The sequence below is a fragment of the Amycolatopsis sp. NPDC005003 genome (genome assembly GCF_053600695.1).
Genome location: NZ_JBSGAI010000003.1, coordinates 114,280 through 139,506 on the forward strand (window position 1 = coordinate 114,280; position 25,227 = coordinate 139,506).

The 25,227-nt window shown below is 62.8% G+C and carries 19 protein-coding genes; 12 read left to right on the top strand and 7 right to left on the bottom strand.

The window, feature by feature from the left end; translation table 11 throughout:
* The first annotated feature begins 97 nt into the window (after window positions 1-97).
* Together ACWED2_RS04825 and ACWED2_RS04830 are read left to right on the top strand one after the other, a co-directional pair.
* Window positions 98-1,618 carry an AlbA family DNA-binding domain-containing protein gene (locus ACWED2_RS04825; RefSeq protein ID WP_449689100.1) on the top strand — a complete coding sequence of 507 codons (1,521 nt, stop codon included), beginning with the start codon at window positions 98-100 and terminating at the stop codon, window positions 1,616-1,618.
* Between the two features lie 43 nt (window positions 1,619-1,661).
* Window positions 1,662-3,434, top strand: coding sequence for a hypothetical protein (locus ACWED2_RS04830; protein ID WP_449689101.1), 1,773 nt, complete (start codon window positions 1,662-1,664; stop codon window positions 3,432-3,434).
* A 701-nt stretch (window positions 3,435-4,135) separates the two neighbouring features.
* Here ACWED2_RS04830 and ACWED2_RS04835 read toward each other — a convergent pair.
* Window positions 4,136-5,125 carry a recombinase family protein gene (locus ACWED2_RS04835; protein ID WP_449689102.1) on the bottom strand — a complete coding sequence of 330 codons (990 nt, stop codon included), beginning with the start codon at window positions 5,123-5,125 and terminating at the stop codon, window positions 4,136-4,138.
* 495 nt (window positions 5,126-5,620) lie between these two features.
* Between ACWED2_RS04835 and ACWED2_RS04840 the strand changes: the two genes are divergently transcribed.
* The 7 genes from ACWED2_RS04840 (at window position 5,621) to brxL (ending at window position 18,779) form a co-directional block, all read left to right on the top strand.
* Window positions 5,621-5,824 (top strand): helix-turn-helix domain-containing protein, encoded by a 204-nt coding sequence (locus ACWED2_RS04840; protein WP_116112899.1) that lies wholly within the window; start codon window positions 5,621-5,623, stop codon window positions 5,822-5,824.
* A 66-nt stretch (window positions 5,825-5,890) separates the two neighbouring features.
* Window positions 5,891-6,520: a DUF1819 family protein gene (locus ACWED2_RS04845; RefSeq protein ID WP_116112902.1), complete on the top strand. Its 630-nt coding sequence runs from the start codon at window positions 5,891-5,893 to the stop codon at window positions 6,518-6,520.
* Entirely contained in the window at window positions 6,517-7,116 is a 600-nt protein-coding gene (locus ACWED2_RS04850) for a DUF1788 domain-containing protein (RefSeq protein ID WP_449689103.1), read from the top strand. Before ACWED2_RS04845 ends, ACWED2_RS04850 begins: the two co-directional genes overlap by 4 nt.
* 5 nt (window positions 7,117-7,121) lie before the next feature.
* Window positions 7,122-10,598, top strand: a complete 3,477-nt coding sequence (brxC, locus tag ACWED2_RS04855) for a BREX system P-loop protein BrxC (protein WP_449689292.1) — start codon at window positions 7,122-7,124, stop codon at window positions 10,596-10,598.
* Window positions 10,598-14,167 carry a BREX-1 system adenine-specific DNA-methyltransferase PglX gene (gene pglX, locus ACWED2_RS04860; protein ID WP_449689104.1) on the top strand — a complete coding sequence of 1,190 codons (3,570 nt, stop codon included), beginning with the start codon at window positions 10,598-10,600 and terminating at the stop codon, window positions 14,165-14,167. Before brxC ends, pglX begins: the two co-directional genes overlap by 1 nt.
* A complete protein-coding gene (gene pglZ / locus ACWED2_RS04865) occupies window positions 14,160-16,658 on the top strand; it encodes a BREX-1 system phosphatase PglZ type A (RefSeq protein ID WP_449689105.1) in 2,499 nt (832 codons plus the stop codon). The genes pglX and pglZ overlap by 8 nt, the downstream gene beginning before the upstream one ends.
* 12 nt (window positions 16,659-16,670) lie before the next feature.
* The gene (brxL, locus tag ACWED2_RS04870) at window positions 16,671-18,779 is read left to right on the top strand and encodes a BREX system Lon protease-like protein BrxL (protein WP_449689106.1); all 2,109 of its coding nucleotides are present in this window, start codon (window positions 16,671-16,673) and stop codon (window positions 18,777-18,779) included.
* 34 nt (window positions 18,780-18,813) lie between these two features.
* On the opposite strand, the gene ACWED2_RS04875 is transcribed toward brxL, so the two are convergent.
* From ACWED2_RS04875 to ACWED2_RS04885, 3 genes are read right to left on the bottom strand one after another with little or no spacing between them, the layout of a single operon-like run.
* Window positions 18,814-19,200, bottom strand: coding sequence for a DUF6527 family protein (locus tag ACWED2_RS04875; protein WP_449689107.1), 387 nt, complete (start codon window positions 19,198-19,200; stop codon window positions 18,814-18,816).
* Window positions 19,197-20,369 (bottom strand): DUF6791 domain-containing protein, encoded by a 1,173-nt coding sequence (locus ACWED2_RS04880; protein ID WP_449689108.1) that lies wholly within the window; start codon window positions 20,367-20,369, stop codon window positions 19,197-19,199. The genes ACWED2_RS04875 and ACWED2_RS04880 overlap by 4 nt, the downstream gene beginning before the upstream one ends.
* Window positions 20,344-20,613 (bottom strand): multiubiquitin domain-containing protein, encoded by a 270-nt coding sequence (locus ACWED2_RS04885; protein ID WP_449689109.1) that lies wholly within the window; start codon window positions 20,611-20,613, stop codon window positions 20,344-20,346. Before ACWED2_RS04885 ends, ACWED2_RS04880 begins: the two co-directional genes overlap by 26 nt.
* Window positions 20,614-20,774: 161 nt before the next feature.
* On the opposite strand from ACWED2_RS04885, the gene ACWED2_RS04890 reads away from it, so the two are divergent.
* Both ACWED2_RS04890 and ACWED2_RS04895 read left to right on the top strand, forming a co-directional pair.
* Complete coding sequence (locus ACWED2_RS04890; protein ID WP_449689110.1) at window positions 20,775-21,284, top strand: helix-turn-helix domain-containing protein; 510 nt, start codon at window positions 20,775-20,777, stop codon at window positions 21,282-21,284.
* Complete coding sequence (locus ACWED2_RS04895; RefSeq protein ID WP_449689111.1) at window positions 21,281-21,832, top strand: ImmA/IrrE family metallo-endopeptidase; 552 nt, start codon at window positions 21,281-21,283, stop codon at window positions 21,830-21,832. Before ACWED2_RS04890 ends, ACWED2_RS04895 begins: the two co-directional genes overlap by 4 nt.
* 45 nt (window positions 21,833-21,877) lie before the next feature.
* Here the strand turns inward: ACWED2_RS04895 and ACWED2_RS04900 are convergent, their stop codons facing one another.
* The 3 genes from ACWED2_RS04900 to ACWED2_RS04910 form a co-directional block, all read right to left on the bottom strand.
* Window positions 21,878-22,330 (bottom strand): hypothetical protein, encoded by a 453-nt coding sequence (locus ACWED2_RS04900; protein ID WP_449689112.1) that lies wholly within the window; start codon window positions 22,328-22,330, stop codon window positions 21,878-21,880.
* Window positions 22,331-22,461: 131 nt separating this feature from the next.
* The gene (locus ACWED2_RS04905; RefSeq protein ID WP_449689113.1) at window positions 22,462-23,091 is read right to left on the bottom strand and encodes an NAD(P)-dependent oxidoreductase; all 630 of its coding nucleotides are present in this window, start codon (window positions 23,089-23,091) and stop codon (window positions 22,462-22,464) included.
* Window positions 23,088-24,482, bottom strand: a complete 1,395-nt coding sequence (locus ACWED2_RS04910; RefSeq protein WP_449689114.1) for an MFS transporter — start codon at window positions 24,480-24,482, stop codon at window positions 23,088-23,090. The genes ACWED2_RS04905 and ACWED2_RS04910 overlap by 4 nt, the downstream gene beginning before the upstream one ends.
* Window positions 24,483-24,564: 82 nt before the next feature.
* Between ACWED2_RS04910 and ACWED2_RS04915 the strand changes: the two genes are divergently transcribed.
* Entirely contained in the window at window positions 24,565-25,227 is a 663-nt protein-coding gene (locus tag ACWED2_RS04915; RefSeq protein ID WP_449689115.1) for a TetR/AcrR family transcriptional regulator, read from the top strand.

Consider the following 25,227-nt stretch of genomic DNA (forward strand, 5'->3'; position numbering starts at 1 on the left):
TGGAGCGAGGGCTGTCGTCCTGTGGTTTTTCCGACGAGGTGACCACTCGTAGCACGCCGTTGCTCGTGGCTGTATATTGTGACGAGGAGGTCGTCATATGGCGGTGGTTGTTGAACCCACACTGACTGAAGAGAAAATCCGAGAGCTATTGGCGGAAAAGAGTGAGCAGCCGTCGCTAGACTTCAAGCGGTCGTCGAACCTCGATCAGCGAAGCGAGCTGGTCGAACTTGTCAAGGACATTGCTGCGATGCAGAGCCAGGAGCACGGTGGCTACATCGTGATTGGTGCCGACGATTACGGCAACGTGGTCGCCGATGTCACCGAGCGCGACGTCACCCTCTTTGATGAGGCAAACTTGCGGGGTAAGGTCCGCAAGTTCATTCCCGAGCCATTCACGATTCAGTCGGCGCATCATGTCATCGATGGCCACCGGGTAATCGGAGTTTACGTTGGTCCAAATCCGCACGGGTGGGCTGTTTTTAGCAATGTGGGTGACTACGTCGACCCGGGATCGGGAAAGACAACCGTCTGCTTCCGTCCCGGCGATGTACTCGTCCGACGTGGATCGGCAAGTACACGCTGGGAGACTTCTGATCAGGTGCGGCTTATCGAGCAGCTGATTGCAAGGCGCAAAGACACTTGGGCGGTGGAGATTACCGCCCAGTTGGCTAATATCGCAGCCGAAGCGGAAAAGACTCGCCATTTGCAAGACCTTCCAATCGAAGCCTTCACGTGGAAGATGGACGAGAAAGGCTTTGAAGATCTCGTCGCGGAGCTCATTCGCCGCAATGACGACATGCCTATTCGTCGCATTTTCGGTCGGGCCAAGGTAGATGCCGCGGCTCTGATTGGTGCGGATCAGGATGAGCTCCGTCGCTTGCTTGACAGAATATCCGTGATTGGCGCCATTGGCCTCTACTACAAGAGAAGTGTTTGGTTAGAAGAAGCTGTATCGAGCCTGATTGAAATTTATGGGCTTGGTTTCGACGATGCTGGTTATGGCCCCAAGGGCATTGATGATGTGTGGTTATGGCTTGATGTTGTTTGTCGAGCATATGCGCTTGGCGGACTCGCTGTTCGACTTCGATGCTGGTCGGATGTTCTACTTATCGCGACTCGGAAGTCAGATAAGGATACGTCGAATCATTATGGTAGCTGGCTTCGGCAAGCTTTGGTTATGGCATCGAGAGCTCATATATTTCAGACTGCGGAACAATCTGGCTTACTCGGCCGTGCTCACAACGTCGTGAGGTCGGTCGAGGCTTTGCATCCAGACATGACTGCAGACGATAACCGGGTGCTTAGTAGTCTCTGTCAGTTTGATGTGTACGCCGCCTTGGCTAACATCAACAAGCGAGGAAAAATCAGCACCGGCGACTTCTATACGAACTTTGCCCGCTACTTCAGCGCTAGGAGTATGCCGGCTTTTGCTGCTGTCATTGAGAGTCCTGAGGTGAGGCAAATTATTTTCGACGGGTCGGATAGGTTCTTGGCCGACGCTATTGCGGAGATAAACAGGCTGGCCGGAAGTGAGAGCTTCGCATTCAATGGCTACGATGGCATAACTGACGAGCGAGTTGCGAGGTTCGTTCAGGAAAATCGCAGTCAAGACAGCTAGATGATATCTGGCCAATCTTTGTTAGAAGGAATAGAGTCAGTCTATGGCACAGGTCTCTTCTAGTGGTAACGGGACCCTGGGCGGTTATCCGTCGTCACTTGTCGTTGCGTCCATGCCGTGGGTCTTCACGCAGCGATCGCCCTTGAGTTCAGACGGCTTCATCTCGGAGGCAAAGCGACGGGGGTTCGATCTAGACACTCAGGTTATTCGCGAGCTCTACCGACACCGGCTACTCGTCCCGTTCGTGTGGGCGCAAAATGAGCCGGACCCGTCGCTCGCGGTCTCCGTCGATGACGAGCCGGGTCGCGCGGGGACCTTGCTTACGGAACTGCGTCTTGCTCGCGAGACAGGCAGGTTGCGTGACCTTGCTTCGACGACCTTCCGGCCGCACCTGCCATTTGCTCGGCATGCACGGTTCAACCGGCGCTGGTGGAACGGGTTTCTCTACTCATGGCATCAGCTGCACGTCTTGTCGATCATGCCGTGGATACTGGAAGGGCGTCGGAACAAGTGGCGGGGTCGTGAACTGCGCGTAACGCTGCCAGCCCCTCATGAGCACTTGATCGAGCGGGCGACCGAGTTCAGGAGGCTTGCCATCGCGGCGACCGCTCTTGAAGCACGGTACCTTCCGAAGCTCGATCCCGAGTGGGTTCATGTCTCGGGCGCCAGTACCGCAGAGTGGAACGCCTACCGAGACTCCTTCGACCCGGTCGCGACGAGCCATACGCTCGGCTACTCTGCTACCCAGGCGAAGGACGATGCCGAGGACCTGCTGGAACTGGCGCATGACGTCGACCCGCTGGGTCGGTCATGGGGCAAGCTCGCGCGGCGAGCGCCGAAGAAGGCATGGGATGAGCTGAAAGGGCCAGCCCTGGCCGCGATGGACATGCGGCAGACGGCTGAAATCTTGCTCCTCTACTACGAAGACTTGGCCGGCCGTGGCTTGGCTGATCCGCTTCCGCAGCCGCCGTCGATGACCGTGCATCCCATGCACGACCGCTTGAGCTACCGCGACAGCACGTTAGACCAAGACCTGATGAGACTGGGAATATCCCCTCATCCCCGTGTCGTGTTGGCAGTGGAGGGCGAGAGCGAAGCCGTCCACGTGCCGAAGGTCTGGACGGAGCTGGGCTTCCGCGAGGTGCCCGAACTCGTGCGGTTACTTCGTCTCGACGGGGTGGACAGAGACTTGCAGAAGGTGGCTGCACTGGCAGCAGCGCCCTTGATCGGCGGACAGCGACTTCAGGGCAGCTGGGACCTGCTCAAGCCGCCCACTTGCCTCATGGTTGCGGTTGATCCCGAGGGAAAGTGGTCTCCAGACAGGGCGGCGAAGACGCGCGAAGACATCGTTGATGAGATCAGGAGTGTGCTTCGGGCGCAGGGCGCCAAGACCACCGAGGAAGAACTCGGCCTGCTCGTTGAGGTGCGGACGTGGTCAGCATCCTGCTACGAGTTTGCTCACTTCGACGATGACGAGCTGGCTGATGCCTTGATGGCCGTGCACGAGACGGTGAACGGCTTAACCCGAGATGAGTTGATTCGGGACTTCGCGAAGCTACGCGAGCGTTCGCGAAAGGGACATCAGCGGGTAGACATCAAGCACGTGTGGAGCCGGTGGAGCTACGAGCCGAGCAAGGTCGCGTTGGCTGAACAGCTATGGCTGGCGTTGAAGCGCAAGATCGATCGGTGCCGAGCCGAGGAGGACGCTCCCGTGCCAGAGATCGTTGAGGTGGTCTTGCGCGCACACGCTACTGCTCAACAGTGGCGATATGAGTCTTTTGTGCTGACGGCGGCCGAAGACCCAGAAGACCAGTAGGCGCTACCGCACCCGCCCGTTAGTGTCCCGCATCCGCACGTTGGCCTCAAGAAGTCGTCGGTGCACGGTGCTCGCCGTGGTGTCGAACTTCTCGGCGACGCGGACTAGCGACCAGCCGGATCGGTAGAGCTCTGCGGCTGCAGGTACATCCTCGGGGGCGAGGCCCCGCCTGGTGTTGAGGCCGCGTGCGCGAAGGTGCTGGCTGATGGTCTGAGTGCTGACGCCGACGAGAGTCGCTAGATCTCGGAGCTTGGCGCCCCCGCGATGACCGCGCACGAGCTCATCAACTTCGTCAGCTCGCAGCTGGCGGGCCGTACGCAAGGACGTGGTGTGATGTGTATCACAAAATTCGACGTTCAGCCACGCCTCGGCCATCTGGAGGACTCGTCGAACGGCGGCCGGAGGCCTTGAAAAGGCCTCCGGCAGGGCCACCGAGAATTCGATTTTCGCGCCCTGACCTGCGGTTTTGTACGCAGAGTAATCCTCTCGCTTGCAAGACGAGCGAGAGGGTTTTCGCTGTTCAGGGCCTGTTTTCGTGTTTTAGCTCCGCACGGTATGAGCCTGTTGGGTTGGTGTTGTTTAGGTCAGTGCGTCGGCGGCCACAGTTCATGGTTGGTGATGCGGTCGTCGGCGAGGTAGAGCTGGCGGAAGAGCGCGTGGTTGAGCAGTCGGCGCTGGTCGTCGGTGCAGCTTTGGTAGACCTAGACGGGGTCACAGGTTCGACCAAGGACGTGGTCGGCGGCGTCTGCGGTCAGTGTCGCCAGGGCGTCGGTGATCCGCCGTTGGCTGACGGTGGCGTAGTAGCGCTCGACGGCGTGTTCGGCGACGGAGACGTTCACGTACGGGGCCGTGCAGTTGCCCTGCTGGCGGTTGCGGCAGAAGAAGTAGGTGTATTCGTCGCGGCGGCGGGTTACGGTGTGCTGGATGATCATCCGTCCGGTGTTGCCTGATTGGTGGCAGTGCCCGCAGTACAGGGCGCCCTTGAGGTAGTGGTGGTGTACCCGTCGTCGTTCTCCGGAGGTGGTGCGGGCGTCGAGGACGGCTTGGACAAGATCGAACAGAATCGGGTTGACGAGCGGTTCGTGTCGGCCAGGAAGTTCTTCGCCGCGGTAGGTGATGTAGCCGAGGTAGTAACGGTCGCGCAGCATCCGGGCCAGCTTGCTGATCGACACCCGCTGTGCTGGGTACCGGGCTGTAGGACGGGTGCGCAGACCTCGTTGGTAGAGCCGCTCGGACAGCTGGTCGATGGTGAGATTACCGGCGGCGAACAGTTCGAAACCGAGCTGAACTAGAGGCGCGCGTTCCGGATCGACGATGATGGTGCGGATGTCACGGCCATCGGTGCGGTCGATGTGGTTGAGGTAGCCGAGCCGAGCGCGGCCGATCGTGCCGCCATTACGGGCCTTCTGCCCCATCTTGTAGGCGATGTCGGCGCCGGACTCGCGGGATTGGTACTCGTTAAAAGTGGCGAGGATGCCGTGCATCAGCTGTCCGACCGGGGTCTCGTCGACGGACTCGGTGGCCGAGATCAGGGTGACGCCCCGCTGACGCAGATCCGCCATGACGAGCGCGTCGTCGACCCGGTTGCGGGCCATCCGGGACAGCTTGTACACGATCACGTGATCGACGTCGTCGGTGTCGCGGATGCGAGCCAGCATCCGCTTGAACACGGCGCGCCTGGCGATCTCCACGGCTGACCGGCCCGGGTTCGACGTACTCTTCCACGATCGTCAAGCCGAGCTGTTCGGCTCTGCGGCAGCACGCCTCGCGCTGGGCCGGGATCGAGATCCCCTCCGGGGCATAGTCCCGCCTGACCTGACTTGCCGAGGACACCCGCAAGTAGATCACCGCCCGACTGGACGGTGGTGTGGTCGCAAGGTTGCTGACTTGGCGTCCGTGATGTCCTGGCTGCGTATCCGACTCGAGCATGACACGAGTAGAGAGCCACGTCGCGGAACCCGCGACCGCGCCGACAGCGGACGATTCGCAAAACCGCCTTGGCGGTGGCGGTGCCAGGTCAGGTGGCCGAACAGGTGGGTGCTTGCAGCCGGGCGTCCACGAGACGGAGCCGCCTGAGACAGGGCTGTTGCCTGTTACACCGGGCTAGACCGGGTCAAGCTGGGCCTTCTCCGGTAAGGTGAGATCCTTCGCGTGCTCGTGACTGCTGGATGGCTGGAGGTTGCCTCGTGTCTGACCCCTGGCTCTCTGCTGACAACATCGCGACTCACCTTGGTGTTACGAAGGACACGGTCTACGCCTGGATCGCAGAGAAGGGCATGCCGGCCCACAAGGTGGGTCGGCTGTGGAAGTTCCAGGCGAGCGAGGTCGATGAGTGGGTTCGAAGCGGCAATGCGGCCTCGTCGGGTGAGGGGGATCTTGGCGATGAGTGAGCAGACAGGAGAGGCGGTCAGTGGAGCTGACCTGTTCGGCTTGCCCTGTACCGGGAGGACGGATCGATGAACGGCCCGCTGGCGGCAGAGCGGCGGTACGCGCTCTCGTTCACCACGGGCGCCCTCTTGGCGCGAGAGGGCGCGCTGCTTGCGCCCGCCTACATCGAGCGGCGCGACTGGGAGCAGGTCCGCGACCAGGCAGTGGAGAGCAACCTGCTTCAGGCGCGGACCCATCGCACGGGAGTCCGTCTGGTCCGCGAGACCGTGAAGCGGCTCTCGGCGCTCGCCGACGACGAGGTCGAGCTCCTGACCGAGGCGACAGCCTCCGAGCGTGGATACCTCATGTGGGCCGCTGCTTGCCGCCGCTACGAGCTCGTCGGTGAGTTTGCTGAGGAGGTCTTGCGGGAGCGCTTTCTGCTCCTGGCCTCCTCGCTGGAATACCAGGACTTCGACAGCTTTTTCCGGACCAAGGCGGTGTGGCATGACGAGCTGGCTGAGATCAAGGACTCGACGCTGCAGAAGCTGAGGTCGAACGTGTTCAAGATGCTCCATGAAGCCGAGCTGTTGTCGGAGGCAGGGTTGATCAGGCCGGCCGTGCTGTCCGAGCGAGTTGTTGCCACCCTCAGCGCCCACACGCCGAGTGACCTGCGATTCTTCCCGACTCGGCAAACTGCAGCGCAGGGGGCTGCGCTGTGATCCCGGAGACTCTGCCTCAGCAGGAAGACCACCTGCTCGCGGTCCTCAGCGGCAAGCGGTTCCTTCAGATGGAGGGCCTGAGCAACGAAGTCCCGTTCTTTATTTATCCGTACCCTCCGGAAGAGGCGCTTGCTGTCGCGGCGGCCAAGAAGCGCATCAAGAACCGGCTGTCCAGTGCCGGAATCACCGTGTTCGAGATCAACCTCTACGACCTGTCTGTCGAACTCCTGAGGGAGCGAGGTGTCTGGGACCGGGTCCTTGCCATCGAGCCGGACCAGGACAAGGCCGACTTCCGCGAGATGCTCCAGGGGATGCTCGACCCGCAGCTGCACATCGCCCCTGCGATCCGAGACCGGCTCGCGCAGGAAGACTTCGACATCTTCTTTCTCACCGGGATCGGCGAGGTCTTCCCGCATATCCGCTCGCACAACGTGCTCAACAACCTGCAGTCTGTAGTCAAGGGCAAGCCGATGCTCATGTTCTTCCCAGGCCGCTACGAGCAGTCCGACACGTTGGGCTCCTCGCTCGTGCTGTTCGGTCGGCTCAAGGACGACCAGTATTACCGAGCCAAGAACATCCTGGAACAGGAGGCGTGAGCTCGATGCAGCTCAGCGAGATCTTCGCCAAAGACATCCAGCGCCCGATCGAAGGCGTCATCAAGGCCGACGACGTCGCACACCTGGGCACTGAGGTCGAGGAGTACGTCCTGACCAACGAGGCCGCGAAGGGCCTGGAGATCCTGCTCGAGGAGTACACGGACTACACCAACGCCAACGGTGTGTGGATCTCCGGCTTCTTCGGTTCCGGTAAGTCACACATGCTCAAAATGCTCGCCCACCTCCTCGGCGACGTCGACGGTCAGGACTACCCGCGCCAGAACGTTTCCGACAGCTTCCGGGCGAAGAGCCCTGATGCCTTCCTCCCAGGTCTGCTCAACAAGGCCGACCGTATCCCCGCCAAGAGCCTGCTGTTCAACATCGACCAGAAGGCCACCCTGATCAGCAAGGACCAAACCGACGCTTTGCTCAAGGTGTTCGTCAAGGTGTTCGACGAGAGCCGCGGCTACTACGGCAACCAGGGCCACGTGGCGCGGTTCGAGCGCGATCTGGACAACCGCGGCCAGTACGCGGCCTTCCAAGCAGCGTTCGAACGCATCGCGGGCATCCCCTGGTCTCAGGGACGCGAGCAGAGTGCACTGGAAGGCCCGAGCATCGACCGGGCCTTCGCCGAGGTCAACGGCGGCACTGCAGACGGCATCATCCGGCAGTACAGCGCCTCCTATTCCGTCTCGATCGAGGACTTCGCGGACGAGGTCAAGGCTTGGCTGGACAAGCAGGGCGACCCGGCCTTCCGGCTGAACTTCTTCGTCGACGAGGTCGGTCAGTTCATCGGTTCGGACACCAAACTGATGCTCAACCTGCAGACCATCGCCGAGTCGCTCAACACCAAGTGCTCTGGCCGGGCGTGGGTGTTCGTGACCTCGCAGGAGGACATGGAAAAGGTCATCGGCGACCGCACCCGCCAGCAGGGCAACGACTTCTCCAAGATCCAGGCCCGCTTCAAGACCCGCCTCAAGCTCACCAGCGCCGATGTCGAGGAGGTCATCCGCAAGCGTCTGCTGGAGAAGAACGACGCCGGCGTGGCCGCGCTGAGTACGATCCACGCCGACCAGCACGCCAACTTCAAGACGCTGTTCGACTTCGTCGACGGGGCCAAGACCTACCGCAACTACGCTGACGAGGCCCACTTCGTCGGGACCTACCCGTTCGTCAGCTACCAGTTCCCGCTGTTCCAGGCCGCGATCGAGGGCATCTCCGACCACAACGTCTTCGAGGGGCGCAACAGTTCGGTGGGCGAGCGCTCGATGCTCGGCGTCGTCCAGCAGGTCGCCAAGGACATCGGCAACGTCGAGGTCGGCCAGCTCGCCACGTTCGACAGCATGTTCGCCGGTATCCGCGCCTCGCTGAAGTCTGCCGCCCAGCGTTCGATCGACGTCGCCGAACGCAACCTCGACAACCCGCTGGCCATCCGCCTGCTCAAGGCACTGTTCCTGGTCAAGTACGTCGAGAGCTTCCAAGCGACCCCGCGTAACCTCACGGTGCTGGTCTACGACCGTTTCGGCCTCGACCTTCCCGCCCTCTCGGAGCAGGTCAAGGAAGCGCTGACCGTGCTGGAGACGCAGACCTACATCCAACGCAACGGCAACACCTACGAGTACCTGACCAACGAAGAACAGGTCATCGAGGAAGAGATCAAAAACGTCGACATCGACGGATCCGAAATCAGCGGGCGACTGTTCAAGATCCTCTCGGGTGACGTCATCAAGACGAACAAGATCCGCTACGCCAAGAACGGCCAGGACTTCCCGTTCGGCTTCAAGCTCGACGACCAGGCCCATGGCCCGCAGCGCGAGCTGGCGGTCCACTTCATCTCGCCGGAGTACGCGTACTCGCCCGAGGAGATCCGCATGCACAGTGCGGGCAAGGACGAGCTGCGCGTCATCCTCGAACCGGACGCTCGGCTGCTGGCGGATCTGCGGCTGTTGATCAGGACCGAGAAGTACATCAAGCGCAAGCAGAGCACCTCGATCTCAGCCACTGAGGGCCAGATCCTGCAGACCAAGGGTGCGCAGAACATCGACCGCGAGAAGGAACTCATCGAGCGGGCGAAGGTCTCGGTGGGCAAGTCCGCGCTGGTCATCAACGCCGCCGACGTCACCTCAAGCTCCCAGGACGCGCTCGTTCGGGTGACCGATGGCTTCCAGGACCTCATCAGCCGCACCTACACCCAGCTCAAGCTGCTTGGCGGTACGACCTACAGCGAGCAGCAGGTCGCCTCGGCAGTCAAGTCCGACAGCGGGCTGTTCGATGCCGAAACCGCCAGCAAGCTCTACGCGCCGGCGGAAGAGTTGTTGTCGTTGGTTCTCCGCAAGGAGACACTCGGCGAGCAGGTCACGATGAAGACAATTGTGGACAGCTTCACCACCAAGCCCTACGGCTGGGACCTGGCCTCGATCGAGGTCCTGGTCGCCTACCTAATCGGCACATCCAAGGTCACGCTTACGGTCGACGGCAACGTCCTCAAGCGTTCCGAGGTCGCTACGGTACTGCGCAACACTCAGAAGCACGCCCACGCCGTGGTGTCTCCCCAAAGAACTTTCGACGAGCGCAAGGTCGCCGCTTTCCGCAAGTTCTGCACCGACTTCTTCGACGAGGGCAACACCCCCAAGGACCCGCTGGAACTCGCCCGCCACGGGGCCGACAGGCTGCAGGCCAAGCGCGACGAGCTCAACGCGACCATCACAGGTTCGAAGTACCCGTTCGTGGCTCAGCTCTCGACTCCGATCGCTCTGCTTGACGAGGTGGTCGGCAAACCCGACGACTGGTACCTGACCGACTTCAACCTTGGCGACGACTTGCTCGACGCCAAGGAAAGCACCATCGACCCGATCCAGGCATTCCTCAGCGGTGGCCAGAAGGCCATCTATGACCAGGCGGCCGACCTGGTGGCCACCCACAGCAGCAACCTCGGTTATCTGCCCTCTGGGAGTGACGCGAAGGTGCGCGCCGCACTGGGCGACCCGAACGCCTTCCGCGGCAACAAGATGGCCCAGCTCAAGCAGGCCACCGACCAGTTGCGTGCTCAGATCGACGGGTTCGTCTCCAGCAACCGCGCGGATGTCGTCGAGGCGATCGAAGAGCGCAAGGCCGGGATCGAAGGCAGCGCCTTCTACGCCAAGGCAACCCCGGACGCACAGGAAAGCGTGCTGCGTCGAGTCGACCAGACGATCTCCCGTATCCGTGCTCAGAACCAGATCGCCCTTATCCGCGAGACTGGCTCGAGTTTCGAGGAGACGGTCTACCCGAGTCTGCTCGACCAGTTGGCCGCCGCTCAGCATGGAGACGACGATGGTGATGGTCGTACGCCGCCGCCAAAGCAGACCGTGTCGATCAAGACCATCGCAGCCACCGGCGTCTCGGGTGTGCTGGAGACAGAAGAGGACGTCGACCGCTACCTCGACGCCCTGCGCACGGCACTCATCCAGACCCTGAACGACGGAAAGCGAGTCTCTCTCTGATGGAAACCGCGCCGCTGAAGTCGTTCGCCACCTGGGCACGTACGACGCTCATCCGAGAGGTGACCGCCCGGATCGCGGTTGTGCTGGCCCCAGCCTCGCCCGAGCGAGTCGAGCAGCCCAAGGCCGTAGAGGACCTGGAGAAGGCGGTCACGGCGGTCGGCGGCGGCGAGAACGGCAAGGCAGCGGTCGCCGACCGGGTCGCCTACACCTGGTTCAACCGAATCGTCGCCCTGCGATTCATGGACGCCAACGGCTACACCGGCATCGGCGTCGTCTCACCACAGCCCGGCGTCGAAACCGGTCAACCCGAAATCCTGGCCGAAGCCAAGCGAGGCAACATCGACGCCGCAGTGGTCAGCACCAAGACCCGCGACACGGTCACGGCTCTGCTCAACGGCACCCGCCGAAGCGACGACACCCAGGGCGAGGCCTACGCCCTGCTGCTCGCGGACTACTGCCGCTACTGGAACCGCGCCATGCCGTTCATGTTCGAGCGGGAGGGCGACTACACCGAGTTGCTCATCCCGGCCAACCTGCTGGCCGACGAATCAGTGCCGAGTCGTGCGGTCAAGGTGCTCACGAAGGACGTGTGCCAGGACGTCGAGGTCATCGGCTGGCTGTACCAGTTCTACATCTCAGAGCGTAAGGACGATGTTTTCGCCAGCTTCAAGAAGAACAAGAAGGCCGGCGCCGACGAGATCCCCGCAGCCACTCAGCTGTTCACGCCGCACTGGATCGTCCGCTACCTCGTCGAGAACTCCCTAGGTCGGCTCTGGATGCTCAACCGCCCAACCTCCCGCCTTGTCGACCAGATGCAGTACTACATCGCGCCGATCGACGACGAGACCGACTTCCTCAAGATCTCCCGGCCCGACGAGCTAAAGGTCGTCGACCCGGCCTGCGGCTCGGGCCACATGCTGACCTACGCCTTCGACTTGCTGTACTCCATTTACGAGGAGGAGGGCTACGCACCCGCCGAGATCCCGAGCCTGATCCTGGCTAACAACCTCTTCGGCGTGGAGATCGACCCGCGAGCCGGGGCGCTGGCGGCGTTCGCCCTGACCATGAAGGCCCGGTCCAAGCAACGCACGTTCTTCAACAAGCAGGTCGATCCCAACGTCTGTGTTCTTGACCCGATCCGGTTCACGCCCGATGAGATCGAGTTCCTATTCACAAGAGGCGGTGACAAGCACGAGGAGACGGCCTTCTGGAACCAGTTCGAGGACGCCGACATCTTCGGGTCACTGATACAGCCCGATACGGAACTAACCGCTCGGGTCGCGTGTCATTTTGAGTCGCTCGACGACGAGGGAGACATGCTCAAAGCGGATATAGCCAGCAGGGCAGCTCGCGTCCTAACGCAGGCTAGATACCTGACCGAGCGCTATTCCGTCGTCGTCGCGAACCCGCCCTACATGGGCAGCAAGAACATGGACGTCCGTCTCGCAGAATTTACCAAAGCTACGTATCCGAGCGGAAAGCAAGACCTATACGGCTGCTTCGTGTTGAGAGCAATGAACTTGGCGTGTCCGAACGGATTTGTCGCCGAAGTCATTGGTGACACCTGGATGTCGATTGTAAGCTTCGAAACTCTGCGCAAGCACATCCTGACAGGTCACTCATTTGACAGTTTTATCCACCTCCGTGATGTGTCCAATCATCCAGATATTTTTGGCGCGAATGCTGCCTTCGTTCTTTCGATGGCTGGCGCCCAAGGTCGAATGACGCCCTTCGTTCAATTGACCACATTGGCCGTGGAGGAAAAGCGTCAGGCACTCCTGAGAGCCATTGCGGAACCGACCTGCGGTTGGCGGTTCTCGGCATCGTCGAACGATTTTGCCAAGGTTCCCGGTTCGCCTATCGCGTACTGGCTCTCTGACGCCAAACGCGCTGTGTTCGATCTGCCCGAAAGCCTGGGTCGGTTCGTAGAGACAGAGGGGCAGAACAAGACGGCCAACAACGACCTGTACCTGCGGTTCCACTGGGAAGTATCGCGTCGGGATTGTAGGCGCGACAAATGGATCCCCTACGCGAAGGGTGGCACCTTCAGGCGATGGTTTGGAAACGTGGAGAACGTGGTCAACTGGACCCCGGCCGCGCGAAGCGAATACCGACGCAACTCATCGTGTCGAATTATTGCCGAGGAGTTCTGGTACCGCCAAGGCATCAGCTGGACTGACATTACCTCGAGCGGCACGGGGTTCAGGTTCCTTCCGGAAGGCGGGACCTTCGACATGGCCGGCCCAACCGCTTTCATTGCACCTGAGTTGAGTCTCGAAACTGTGTTGGGGTTTCTGAACTCCAGTCTTGTTGAGAGTCTCCTACCGGTGTTGAACCCAACGTTGCATCTCCAGCTCCGCGACGTAAAGGCGCTTCCATTTTCAAAGTCACTCCTGGACATTGCATGGCTCTCGCCGAATGTGACAGCTGCTGTGGCGTGCTCTAGGTCGGATTGGGACTCTTTCGAGACCGCCTGGGATTTCCGTATCAGTCCGCTGGTGGCGCTGGCGATCGCAACTGAGGCTTCTGAGGCGGATGTCAGCGCCAGCAGGATCGCCCCCGAATTCGGCGGCACAGACGGTTCACGAGGACGACCTGCCGGCGTGGTCGCTACGCTCGAAGACATTGTCTCCGCATATTCGGCCGAAAGTGCGACGGCCGCGGCTCGGCAGCAGTCTCTGGAGGTCGAGAATAACAGAGTCGTCGCCGAAGCCTACGGTCTTGAGGACGAGGTTCAAATCCAAGTCCCCCTACATCGCGTGTCTTTGACAAGAAACGTCGAGTATCGGTATGGCCCGGGGAAGTCCCCCCAGGAATACTTCGCCCTCGAGTGGACCGATCTCGTCGTCGATCTTGTTTCCTACGCTGTGGGCTGCATGTTCGGCCGCTACAGCCTCGACAAGGAGGGGTTGATTCTTGCCGACCAGGGTGCGACGTTGCAGGACTATTTCGACGCGGTCCCATCAACAACCTTCGCGCCAGATGCGGACAACGTCATCCCGATCGTCGATGGCGACTGGTTCGCGGACGACATCGTTGCTCGCTTCCGGGCCTTCCTTCGGTCAGCATTCGGGGAACGGAATTTCGAAGAGAACCTTGCCTTCGTGACGGAATCGCTCGGAGTGAAGGGTATCCGCGATTACTTCGTCAGGTCGTTCTACAAGGACCATGTCCAGCGGTACAAGAAGCGCCCGATCTACTGGCTGTTCTCCAGCCCCAACGGCTCCTTCAATGCGCTCATCTACATGCACCGTTACACGCCCTCCACAGTCTCGACGGTGCTCAACGAGTACCTGCGCGAGTACCGAGCGAAGCTTGCGTCGAGCCTGCAGCAGCAGGAACTGCTGGCTGCCAGAGGGGGCTCTCCGCGCCAGCAGGCCGCTGCACAGAAGGAGGCGGACCGACTACGCAAGGTCCTTCTGGAGCTCGACGAGTACGAGCACGACGTGCTGTACCCGCTGGCGTCACGGCAGCTCGCGATCGACCTGGACGATGGCGTGAAGGCCAACTATCCGAAGTTCGGTGGCGCCCTGAAGAAGATCCCTGGGCTTGGGGGCAGCAATGAGTGACGCCGCCACCGTCCGGCCGCACCTGCTGCGTTGGTTCGATAGCCGCCGGGTCGTTTTCTGGCACGACGCAGAAGGTCGGTATGCCGCGGAGATCGACGGCCTCGACTTGCCTGGCATCCAAACCATTCGCGTCGCCAACGACGAGTTCTCCATCAAGAACAGGTTGCTGCGCGATAAGCCGGAGGGCAAGTTCCTGGTCTACCGCTCGGGTCGAGTACCTGGTGGCGTTGGGAACTGGCTGCTCGATCTGGAGCTGGCCTACGGGGTCTTCACGGCCGACCGCGCCGCCCTGGTCGCCCAGGATCTCGGCCTCACGGGTAAGGGCATCGTGGAAGTCGTCCAGGCGTATGAGAAGTTCTTCAACGCCACGAAGCGCCTACAGAGCCTCAAGGCACTCCTCAACCCCGAGGACGACGCGACCGATCTGCGCGCCAAGATGACCGCCGTGGTGCTGGGCCTTAAGGACTCGCACAGCCTGCTGGAGATCACGCGCACCCTCCTGACCGAGAACGCGAAGGGCCAGCATGCCAAGTACGACGCTCTTGTCGACTTCGGCCTGGATGGCTTCTACTGGCAGGGCGTGGCCCGGATATACGGCTACCAGTCGGCGTCGCCGAGCGTCGATGACCTGGTGCTGTGGACCTTCAGCAGAGCCATTGAGGGTTTTAAGTCGGAGCGCCCAGGCGGTCTGCAGAATATCCAGCTCGACTTCGCCAGCCTGCGCAACGACCGACGCAGTCAGGCCGCCATGGCGACGCTCGCCAAGCGGGCGGCCGGAGACCTGGACTACAAGTCGAAGATCGAGGACGCCAGCTTCCGCGACCTGGTCGGCGTCGACTTGTTTGAGGAGACAGATCAGAAGATCATCAGCGATCTGGCGCGAGCGGTAGCCGAGCAGACCGTCACTCCGCGCGAGGTGGCCGAGGTGGTGCGCCAGCGGCAGAGCAGTGTCTGGGCCGACGGTTACAAGCAGCTCTACACGGCCGTCGCCAGTGCGTCGGAGCTGCTGGGCGAGCTGGCGTCGCTGAATCTCGGGATGCAGTCGTTCGACGACGGGCTGGAGCGGTATCGGGACAGGTGGTTCCGTATTGACCAGCTGTATCGCCAGTTCGTCTTCGCCGCGCGCACGGCGGAGTACCCGAAGCCTCTGGAGACACTTCGCGGGCTGGTCGAGAAGCATTACACCAACAAGTACGTGTATGAGCTGGGAAACGCCTGGCAGCAGCAGGTGGACCGGGTTGAGAAGTGGCGTTCGATTGCCCTGTATTCGCAGACGGCCTTCTACGTCCGCTATGTCGAGCCGCTGGTGCGCGACGGCGACAAGAAGGCCGTAGTCATCATCTCCGACGCGCTGCGCTACGAGGTGGCCGACGAGCTTGGCTCGCTCATCCGGCGGGAGGACCGCTTCGACGCTAACTTGGACGCCGTGCTCGGGGTGCTGCCCAGCTACACTCAGCTCGGCATGGCGGCGCTGCTGCCGCATGCGACGCTCAAGCATTCGGCGGACGCCAAAATTGTGCTTGCGGACGACCAGCCGACGAACAACACCGCTTTCCGCAGCAAGATCCTGGAGAGCGTCGGCGGAGCGGCGATCCAGGCCGAGGACTTCAAGGCCCTGAACGCTGAGGAACGGCGCGAGCTGTATAAGTCCAACCGGGTCTTGTACGTCTACCACAACCGAATCGACGCCACGGGGGATAAGCCAGGCACCGAACGGCAGGTCTTCGAGGCAGTCGATGACACCCTGCGTGACATTGTTGACCTGGTGAAAAAACTGGCGAGCGCCAACGCCACCAACATCTTCATCACTACCGACCATGGCTTCCTGTTCCAGGAAGAGGCACTACCCGACACGTTCTTCCTCTCGACCCAGCCACAGGGCGATGGCATCAAGGTCGTCAACCGGCGCTTCGTGCTGGGCAACGGGCTCAAGCTCGATAACGCCTTTGCCACCTTCGAGGCCACCCAGCTCGGGCTGGAGAGTGACCTGGAAATCCAGATCCCCAAGTCGCTCCACCGTCTGCGGCTGCCCGGCGGCGGTTCCCGATTCGTGCACGGCGGGGCGACGTTGCAGGAGATCGTCGTGCCGGTGCTGGCGGTCAATAAGAAGCGCAAGAGTGACACCCGGCTGGTCAACGTGGAGGTGTGGCCTGAGTCCGACAAGATCACCACTGGGCAGGTTGTCGTCCGACTCTTCCAGACCGAGCAGGTCAGCGACAAGGTCAAGGCCCGCACGCTCCGTGCTGGGCTCTATGTTGGCGAGACTCTCATCTCGAACGTCGTCGACCTGACCTTCGACCAGACCTCCTCCGACAAGCGCGACCGCTACCAGAGCGCCCGGATGCTGCTCAGTCAAGACGCCAACGATTACAACAACCGGGCCGTCGAGTTCCGCCTGGAAGAGCGCATCCCCAACACCAACCAGTGGCGAGTCTTCGCCAAGGCGGTTTACACATTGAAGCGTTCGTTCGCGTCCGACTTCGACTTCTAGGAGCGAGCAGAGATGAGCGAGACGGAGAACGAGACGCCAGAGCCGACTGCGCCGCGGCAGACTGACCTCGACTTCAAGATCAACCTACTGTTCCCTGGGGTCGTCGTACGCAAGGACCTGGTGAAGGCCGTCAAGGGCAATGCCATCGTGCCGTCGTATGTGCTGGAGTACCTGCTCGGGCAGTACGCCGCCTCAGACGACGAAGCCACCATCCAGGCCGGTATCGACACCGTCCGCAAAATCCTGGCCGAGCACTACGTGCACCGCAACGAGTCCGAGTTGGTCAAGTCGACGATCAAGGAGCGTGGCCGGCACCGAATCATCGACAAGGTCGTCGTCACCCTCAACGAGAAGGCCGACGTCTACGAGGCCGAGTTTGCCAACCTCGGCATCAAGAGCGTGATCGTCGACTCGCCGGTCGTCAGAGCCCACCCCAAGCTGCTGGTCGGCGGCGTCTGGTGCATCTGCGACATCGAGTATTTCCATAGCGACGACCACTGGGACGTGCCTTGGAACCTTGGCTCGATCAAGCCCATCCAGCTGTCCAAGTTCGACGTCGAGCAGTACCTTGAGGCCCGCCGAGGATTCAACACCGAAGAATGGATCGACTTGCTGATCCAGTCCATCGGCTTCAACCCGGCGATCTTCAGCAGGCGAGGGAAGTTCTTCCAGCTCGTGCGCCTCATTCCGTTCGTCGAGCGCAACTATAACCTCGTCGAACTCGGCCCCAAGGGCACCGGCAAATCCCACATCTTCTCGGAGTTCTCACCTCACGGAATGCTTATCTCCGGTGGCGAAGTTACCGTCCCCAAGCTCTTCGTCAATAACTCCAACGGACGCATCGGCCTGGTCGGATACTGGGACGTCGTCGCCTTCGACGAGTTCGCCGGCAAGAAGAAGCGCGCCGACAAAGCGCTCGTAGACATCATGAAGAACTACATGGCGAACAAGTCATTCTCTCGTGGTGTCGAGACGCTTGGCGCCGAGGCCTCAATGGTCTTCGTCGGGAACACCTCGCACACCGTGCCGTACATGCTCAAGAACTCCGACCTGTTCGACGAACTGCCCGAGGCCTACCATGACCCGGCCTACCTCGACCGTTTGCACCACTACATTCCCGGCTGGGAAGTCGACATCATCCGTGGCGAGATGTTCTCTGACGGCTACGGGTTTGTCGTCGACTACATCGCTGAAGTCCTCAAGTCGATGCGCTCGGAGGACTACTCCGACCGCTACCAGCAGCACTTCACGCTGTCGCCCGATATCTCGACGCGGGATCGCGACGGCATCCACAAGACCTTCTCCGGCTTGATGAAGATCCTCTATCCGGGCGGCGAGGCCACCCGCAAGGAAATCGAGGAAATCCTCCGGTTCGCCATAGAGGGACGTAAGCGCGTCAAAGACCAGATCCTGCGCATCGACTCGACCATGGCCGAGGTGAAGTTCGGTTACTTCGACAAAGAAGGCACCTGGTATGCCGTCGGCACGCTCGAGGAGGACCAGTACCCCACGTACTACCGCCCGGTCCGCACGGGCACTGAGCCAGATGAGGCACCGGCAAACGCGGATCCGCTGGGAGCCGGCGCGGCGTCCGCTGAACTGTTCCAGGGACATCGGGAGTACCATGAAGGTCAGCGTGGCGTCTCGTATGACGAGCTGCTCGTCCCGTACTTGCAGGGCGCCTCACAGATCACGATCGTCGACCCCTATGTGCGCATGTTCCACCAGGCCAGGAACCTGATGGAACTCACCGAGGCGATCGCTCGCGGCAAGGACCCTGCGGACGAGGTTGCGCTCAAGCTCATCACGGTCGAGAACCAGGACGGTCCGGAGAAGCTGCAAAAGCAGTACGAGTACCTCGTGCAGATCAAGCAGAGCGCGGCCGTGCTCGGCATCGTCTTCGACGTCGAGTTCGCTGAGCCCCGATCGATCCACGACCGCTCGATCAGCACCGACACCGGCTGGAAGGTCCTGCTCGGGCGCGGCCTCGACATCTTCCAGCGCACGAGCGACAGCCCGTTCGACCTCGCCACGAGGTACCAGAAGTACCGCGGGCTCAAGGCCTTCGGCATCACGTATCTTCGAGAACCTTGCGGAACGGAACAGGGCAACGGCAGCTGATCAGTGTCTGCGGCGAGACGATGTAGAACCCCAGTCAGCGACCAGTCAGACGCCGAAGCAGGCGACCCCACCAAGAGCTCTGGGATGCGTGGGCGACATCGAGGATGTGGCGGTCCGACTCGCGGTTGAGCTGGATCTCATCATGTGTGAAGTTGCGCGCCCACTTGATCGTGCCGTGATCGATGACGTAGTGAGACTGGCACGGCAACGCCCAGTTCCCGATCGATGGCCATACCGTGACCGTGCCGTCAAACGTGAGCACCCACTGAGCCGGTGAGAGGGGCGTGATGACCTCACGACCACAACCGCAGGCACACAGGTGTGCGGCGGTGGAGAACCGGGCTGATACGTAGAGGTGGCCTGGCTCCAATTCTGTGGGTAACGACGTCACGAACTCGGGAACGATCCGCGTCTCCCTCATGCTGCATCCCCATTTCCGTTGCGCATGGTTCCCGTGAAGATTCGGTAGACGGTCTCATCAACCGACTCGAGCTCGGCGTAGTACGTGAGGTACTTCTTCCAGTTGATGACCGCGAGCATTGCGTTGAGGCAGTTGAGGTCGGCGGTCTGGATGTTGCGGTCGTACTCGTCGGGCCTACCGGTCGCGGTGGAAATCGCGCCGGCTGACATGCCGGGGAAGTGGTTCACGACGGCCAAGAGCCCGGAGAGGTGCCCGCCTTCGTTTTGGATGCCCATGCCGACCTCGATCGCGGGGATGCCTCGCTCGTGGAGCCAAGCGAGGATCGCGTTCTTGTCGTCCGCATCGGCGGCGGCCATGAAGACGAAGGTGCAGCAGCCGAGGAGTTCAAGGTTGTCGGCGGTGATGAAGGCTGGGTGCGCGGTGATACCAGTGTGCATGTGGGAGTAGACGCGGGCGAAGTGTTCGGCCTTGTTCGGACGCAACTTGAGGTCCTCGATGTCGGCAGCACCTGGAGCGCGGTAGGCGTTGTGGTTGTCGAACACATCGCCGTCGAACAACTCGATGGCGTCGACCCAGGTCTTGGACACCTGGTCGAGGATGAAACTGCCGGTGCCGCCCAGGCCGATGATGCCGATGCGGTGGCCTCGGAACTTCGCGTTCATCTCAGCGAGACCCGCGCGAGCGGTGCCGGTGTCGGGGTATACGAACGGCAGGTCGTCTGGAACCTCGGTCCAGCCAGCACCCGGCGTCGCCGTCACGGTCGGGTCGAGTGCCTTTGCGGGATGGCTCAGGATCCGCACGTACGAGGTGATCTTGTCGTAGGTGTTTGCGTAGGCGCCGGTGTTCTTCGGCTTGCTGGAGATCATGAAGTTCGCGCTGAGTTCCGGGGTAATGGCGTGACCGTCAGGTGACGGACCTGGGATCGGCTGCCCGTGCTGATCGCAGGGCTGCTCGCCGATAAACCAGATCCGGTGGTCGCCCGAGCCGTCCTGGACGATGTCGCCGCTGAACACGACCGGCAAGGCGAGCCTCCCGTACGCCACCGCCTTGGCGGCGGCGACGTACGGGACACGCTCGACGATCAGGTGGTTGCCCTCGAACGAGAGGCAGTAGTCCTCATCGAGCAGTCGACGAGTCGACGGATCACGATCGAACGGTGACGTAGACATCGAAGACCATGTTTTCCTTGACCTTGACGGTGCCGCCGGGCTGGAGCGAGCCAGCCCCACCGCCGTTGTGCCCGCGCGAGTACTCGATACGCGCGACGTCTCCGTCGTTGAGCGGCTTGTTCGGGAACGCCAAGTTGTAGACCTCCTCGTAAGAGATCACCTTCTCGTCCCATTGGAACTCGCGGGTGTTGACGAAGATCGTCACGGCGTGCTCGCCGTGCCCAGGATTGTTGCCGGGACTCATAGTCCCTCCCTGTGTCAGGCCCCTGCTGGGGCTTTGCTATGACTGTATCAGCAAAGCGTCATCACGTGTGTCAAGACACGCCATGTCGTGTCACCAGGACGGCAGTTCCGCGCTAAGCTCACCTTCATGGAACGGAACTGCGCAGCGTCGGCGTACCCGATATGGACAACGTGACAGGCGCCTCCGACACTTCTGCGAGCGTGGAGGGGCTCGATCTCGCCCGGCTGGGCGAGATGCTCCGCGAGCGCCGCGGGAAGTTGTCCCTGCGCCAAGCCGCAGCCGAGGCTGGCGTCAGCTTCAGTACCTTCACCCGCGTCGAAGCTGGCGCTCAGCCCGACCTCACCTCATTCACCCTCCTGTGCGCATGGCTCGGCGTCTCCCCGGGGCAGTTCTTCACGCCCGTCACCGAACGCCAGGTCGCCCCGATCGACGAGGCGATCGCGCACCTCGCCGCCGATCCGCGGTTGGCGCCGGACGCGGCCTTGAAGATTGCGGACGTCCTCCGCAACATGTACGACGTACTCGCCAAGGCGCCGGCGCAGCGGCAGGTAGTGACGTGCCACCTACGCGCCGCATCTGTGCTTCGCCCCGGGGTTCCCCATCGCCTCAACTCGCTCCTCGGTGAGATGCACGACAAGTTGGCAGCTCGCGTGGCCGGCGGGGAGCTGTGACGCTACGCCGCGGGTTCAAGGCTGAAGCCGAACGAGAGGCGGCAAGGGTCCGGAATGAGCTGGGTCTCGCCTCCCACGATCGCCTTGACCCGCGAGACCTCGCCAAGCACCTCAGTGTCTCGATCGTTGACGCGGGTGAGCTTGTAGACATTGCAGAGCTTGAAGATCTGGAGCGCCTCCAGGCGTTTGCTTTTTCCGCAGCCACCTTCGAGATCGAGCAGCGCAAGATCATCGTGGTCAGCCCGTTGCGCAAAACTGGCCGCCAGAACAGCGACATCGCGCACGAACTCGCGCACGTCATGCTCAAGCACGATCTGTCTGAGATCCGCGAAGTCGACGGGATGCCGTTCCGGACCTGCAAGCCGGACGAAGAGGAAGAGGCCACCGCCTTCGGGGGAACACTCCTCCTGCCTCGGCCTCTGCTTCTTAGTGCTGCGCGGCGCCAAGCCTCGATCGAGCAGATCGCCAATCAGTACGACGTGACCGTCGAGATGGCGCGCTTCCGGTACAACACCACTGGCGTCGCCAAGCAAGCCATGTCCCGCTAGTCCCGCCCGCTACGTGGGAGCGATCCGAAATATGAACTGATCGGTTCACGATCGTGGTCGTCCGTGGGTGTCGCGGGTGGGGATGCCGCGTTCGCGGAGTTTGGTCAGCACGGTGGTGTGGTCGATGCCGAGGTGTTCGCCGACTCGCGCTAGTGACCAGCCGAGGTTGTAGAGGTGGATCGCGTCGTCGACCTGCTCGGGGGAGAGTCCACGGCGGCGCATCGGCACGTCGTGTCGTTTGAGGATGTTGCTGACCGTGCGCCGTTCGATGCCGAACCGGGTACCCAGCTCGTACACGGTTGCTCCGGCTTGGTACCCAGCGATGAGGTCCTTGACCTGGTCGGCGTCGAGTTGCCGTGCACGACTTGGTTTCGGCCGGTTTGCGGGCGGCGGAGCGGGCGTGGACGGGTCGGGGAGCTTCCGGAGCAGCGTCTCCAGGGCTTCTACCTGGGGTTTTGTGTTGTAGTAAGTTCCCCCAAGGTCCACCCCATCGGTCATTGCACGAATTCTTTCTCACTTCGAGGCCTTGGCCCAGGTTTTCCTCCTGGGCCAAGGCCTCGAAGTATTCGACCCACTCGATTTCCGTGATCGGCGGGCACCGCACTTCGGTTGTCCAGTGCCCGCCTTCCTCAACGGGCGATCGTCGGGAAGCGGCGTGACCAGTGCTTGTCGTCGATCGCTTGGACGACGAACCGGGCGAGGTCGGTGCGGGGGATGCTCGTGCCGCCCTTCGGGTTCACCCCGTCCTCGACTCGGTACGTCCCTGTCGGTGGCTCGTCGACGATGCGGGCGGGCCGGACGAAAGTCCAGTCGAGCGGGCTTTCCCGCACGATGTCCTCCATCAGGCGCATGTCGCCGTAGAGCTCGCCCATCAGGGTGCGGGCGACGGCTCGGTACCACAGCGGGTGGTTCGGATCGTCTTGGCGCGCGCCGCTGGAGGAGAGGGCGAGGAGACGGCTGACGCCGGCCGAGGCCATGGCTGAGACGAGCGTGCGGGCGCCCGACGAATAGAGCCCGCCGGCCGTTCGGCCCGCAGGCCCGATCGCCGAGATGACGGCGTCTTGGCCGGTCACGGCCGCGCGCACGCTGTCCGGATCGCGGATGTCGGCCCGGACGACGTCGAGCGGCGCGTCGTGGACCGGCCGGAAGGCCGCCGGATCGCGCACGGCCGCGGTGACCGCGTGGCCGGCGTGTAGTGCCTCCTCGACGATGACGTGGCCCGTGGCGCCGTTCGCCCCGAACACGACGAGCGCGCTCATCGGCTGTCCTCCTCGGTCTGCGAGCGGGGAATGACCGGCACCAGGACGGCGGAGACGAGACAGGCCGCGATGGCCGGCAGAACTCCGGCCACGAGGCCGGCCGTACCGCCGTCGAGTCCGAAGTAGAGGGTTCCGGCGACGGCCACCCCCAGTGCGGTGGCCAACTGCTGCACGGCGTTGAGGCTGCCGGAGGCACTGCCGACCTCGCCGGGGTCCGCGGTCGACAGCACCGCCTGGATCAGCGGGCCGAACAACAGTCCGAGCCCCAAACCGGCCACCAGCATCGGTGGCAGGGACGGCGCGGAGAACACCGCCGCGCCCGCGATCCCGAGCAGGCCCACGATCTCCACTCCCAAGGCCACGTGGAGGACCGAGCGACCGAGCCGGCGGGTCAGCCGCGGAGCGGCGAGCGATCCGAGCATGATCCCCGCGGCGACCGGGGACAGCGCCGCGGCGGTCTGCAGGGCGGAGTGGCCGAGATCCAGCTGCAGGTGCAGCGAAAGAACCAGCAGCAGTCCACCCAGACCGGTGAAGAACACGACAGCCACGACGAGCCCGCCGACGAAGGCTCGCTTGCCCAGCAGGCTCGGCGCCAGAATCGGGGACGGACCGGTGCGTTGGCGGCGGCCGAGCAGACCGAACGCCGGCACTCCCGCCGCGAGCAGGGCGAAGCTCCACCACGGCCAGCCGAGCTCGCGGCCCTGGATGAGTGGGTAGACCAGCAACGCCGACCCCGCGGTCACCAGCGCCACGCCCACGGGATCGATCCGCGTGCCGGGGTCGCCGGGATCGGCGGGCATCCAGCGCACCGCGCCGAGGACCGTGAGCACGCCGAGAGGCAGGTTGACCAGGAAGATCAGCCGCCAGTCGAGCCCACCTGGATCGAGGGCGATCAGTCCGCCCGCCAGGATCGGGCCGCCGATCCCGGCCAGGCCCATGACCGGGCCGAACAGGGAAAACGCCCGGCCGCGCTCCTGTTCGCCGAACACCGCGGTCAGCACGCCGAAGCCCTGCGGGATCATCAGCGCACCGAACGCGCCCTGCACGACACGGGCCGCGATCAGCACGGACGGGTCCGGGGCGGCCGCGCACGCAGCGGAGGCCAGCGTGAATCCGGTCGCACCGATGACGAACAGCCGTCGCCTGCCCCACCGGTCGCCGAGCCGTCCTCCGACGACCAGCAGCACACCGAACGCGAGGGTGTAGCCCGCGGCCAGCCACTGCAGGGTCGCCTCGCTCCCGCCGATCCCGGCGCGCACCGAGGGCGCCGCGACGTTCATGACGGTGGAATCGAGCAGGTCCATGACCCCCGCGAGCAGGACGACGCCCAGTACCCGCCATCGCCACCGGTAGGGCGTCGCCGCGCGTTTCGTGGCCAGCAAGGTGCTCATCTCGTCTCCGATTGTTGGCGAACAGTGTTCGTAGCGAACAGTGTACGTGGCGGACGGTGTTCGTCAACGATAGGCTCGGCGCATGCCCGGAAGCCCGCGAACCCGCCCCGCCAAACCGGCCTTGAGCCGGGAGTCGATCGTCGCCGCCGCCCTCGACCTGGTCGACGAACTCGGCTCGGCCGCCGTGAGCATGCGCCGCGTCGCCACGGCCGTCGACACCGCGCCGGCGTCGCTCTACGTCTACGTCGCCGACCGGCAGGAACTGATGGCGCTGGCGCACGATCTCGCGGTGGCCGGCGTCGACCTGCCGGCCGATGCCGACGGGAACTGGCGAACCCGGCTCGAGCTGCTCGTCGAACGCACGGTGAGCGCCCTTGCGGCCCACGGAGATATCGCCTCGGTCGGCCTGACGCATCTGACACCCGGCCCGAACTCGCTGCGCATCACCGAGGAAATGCTGCGGTTGTTGCGCGTGGGGGGCGTCCCGGACGAAGCCTGCGCCTGGGCTGCCGACCTGTTCGGGCAGTACATCGCCTCGTCAGCCTTGGAGGAGGCGACCTGGCGCCGTGAGCGGCGCCCCGGTTCGGTCACCGTGCGGCTCGACGCCGTCCATACTGCACTTTCCGACGAGGACTACCCGACGATCCGCGCCCTCGTGCCCCTGCTGACCAGTGGTGACTCCGCGTCGCGGGCGACCTGGAAACTACGGGTGCTCATCGACGGAATCCTGGCCCAGTCCCACTGA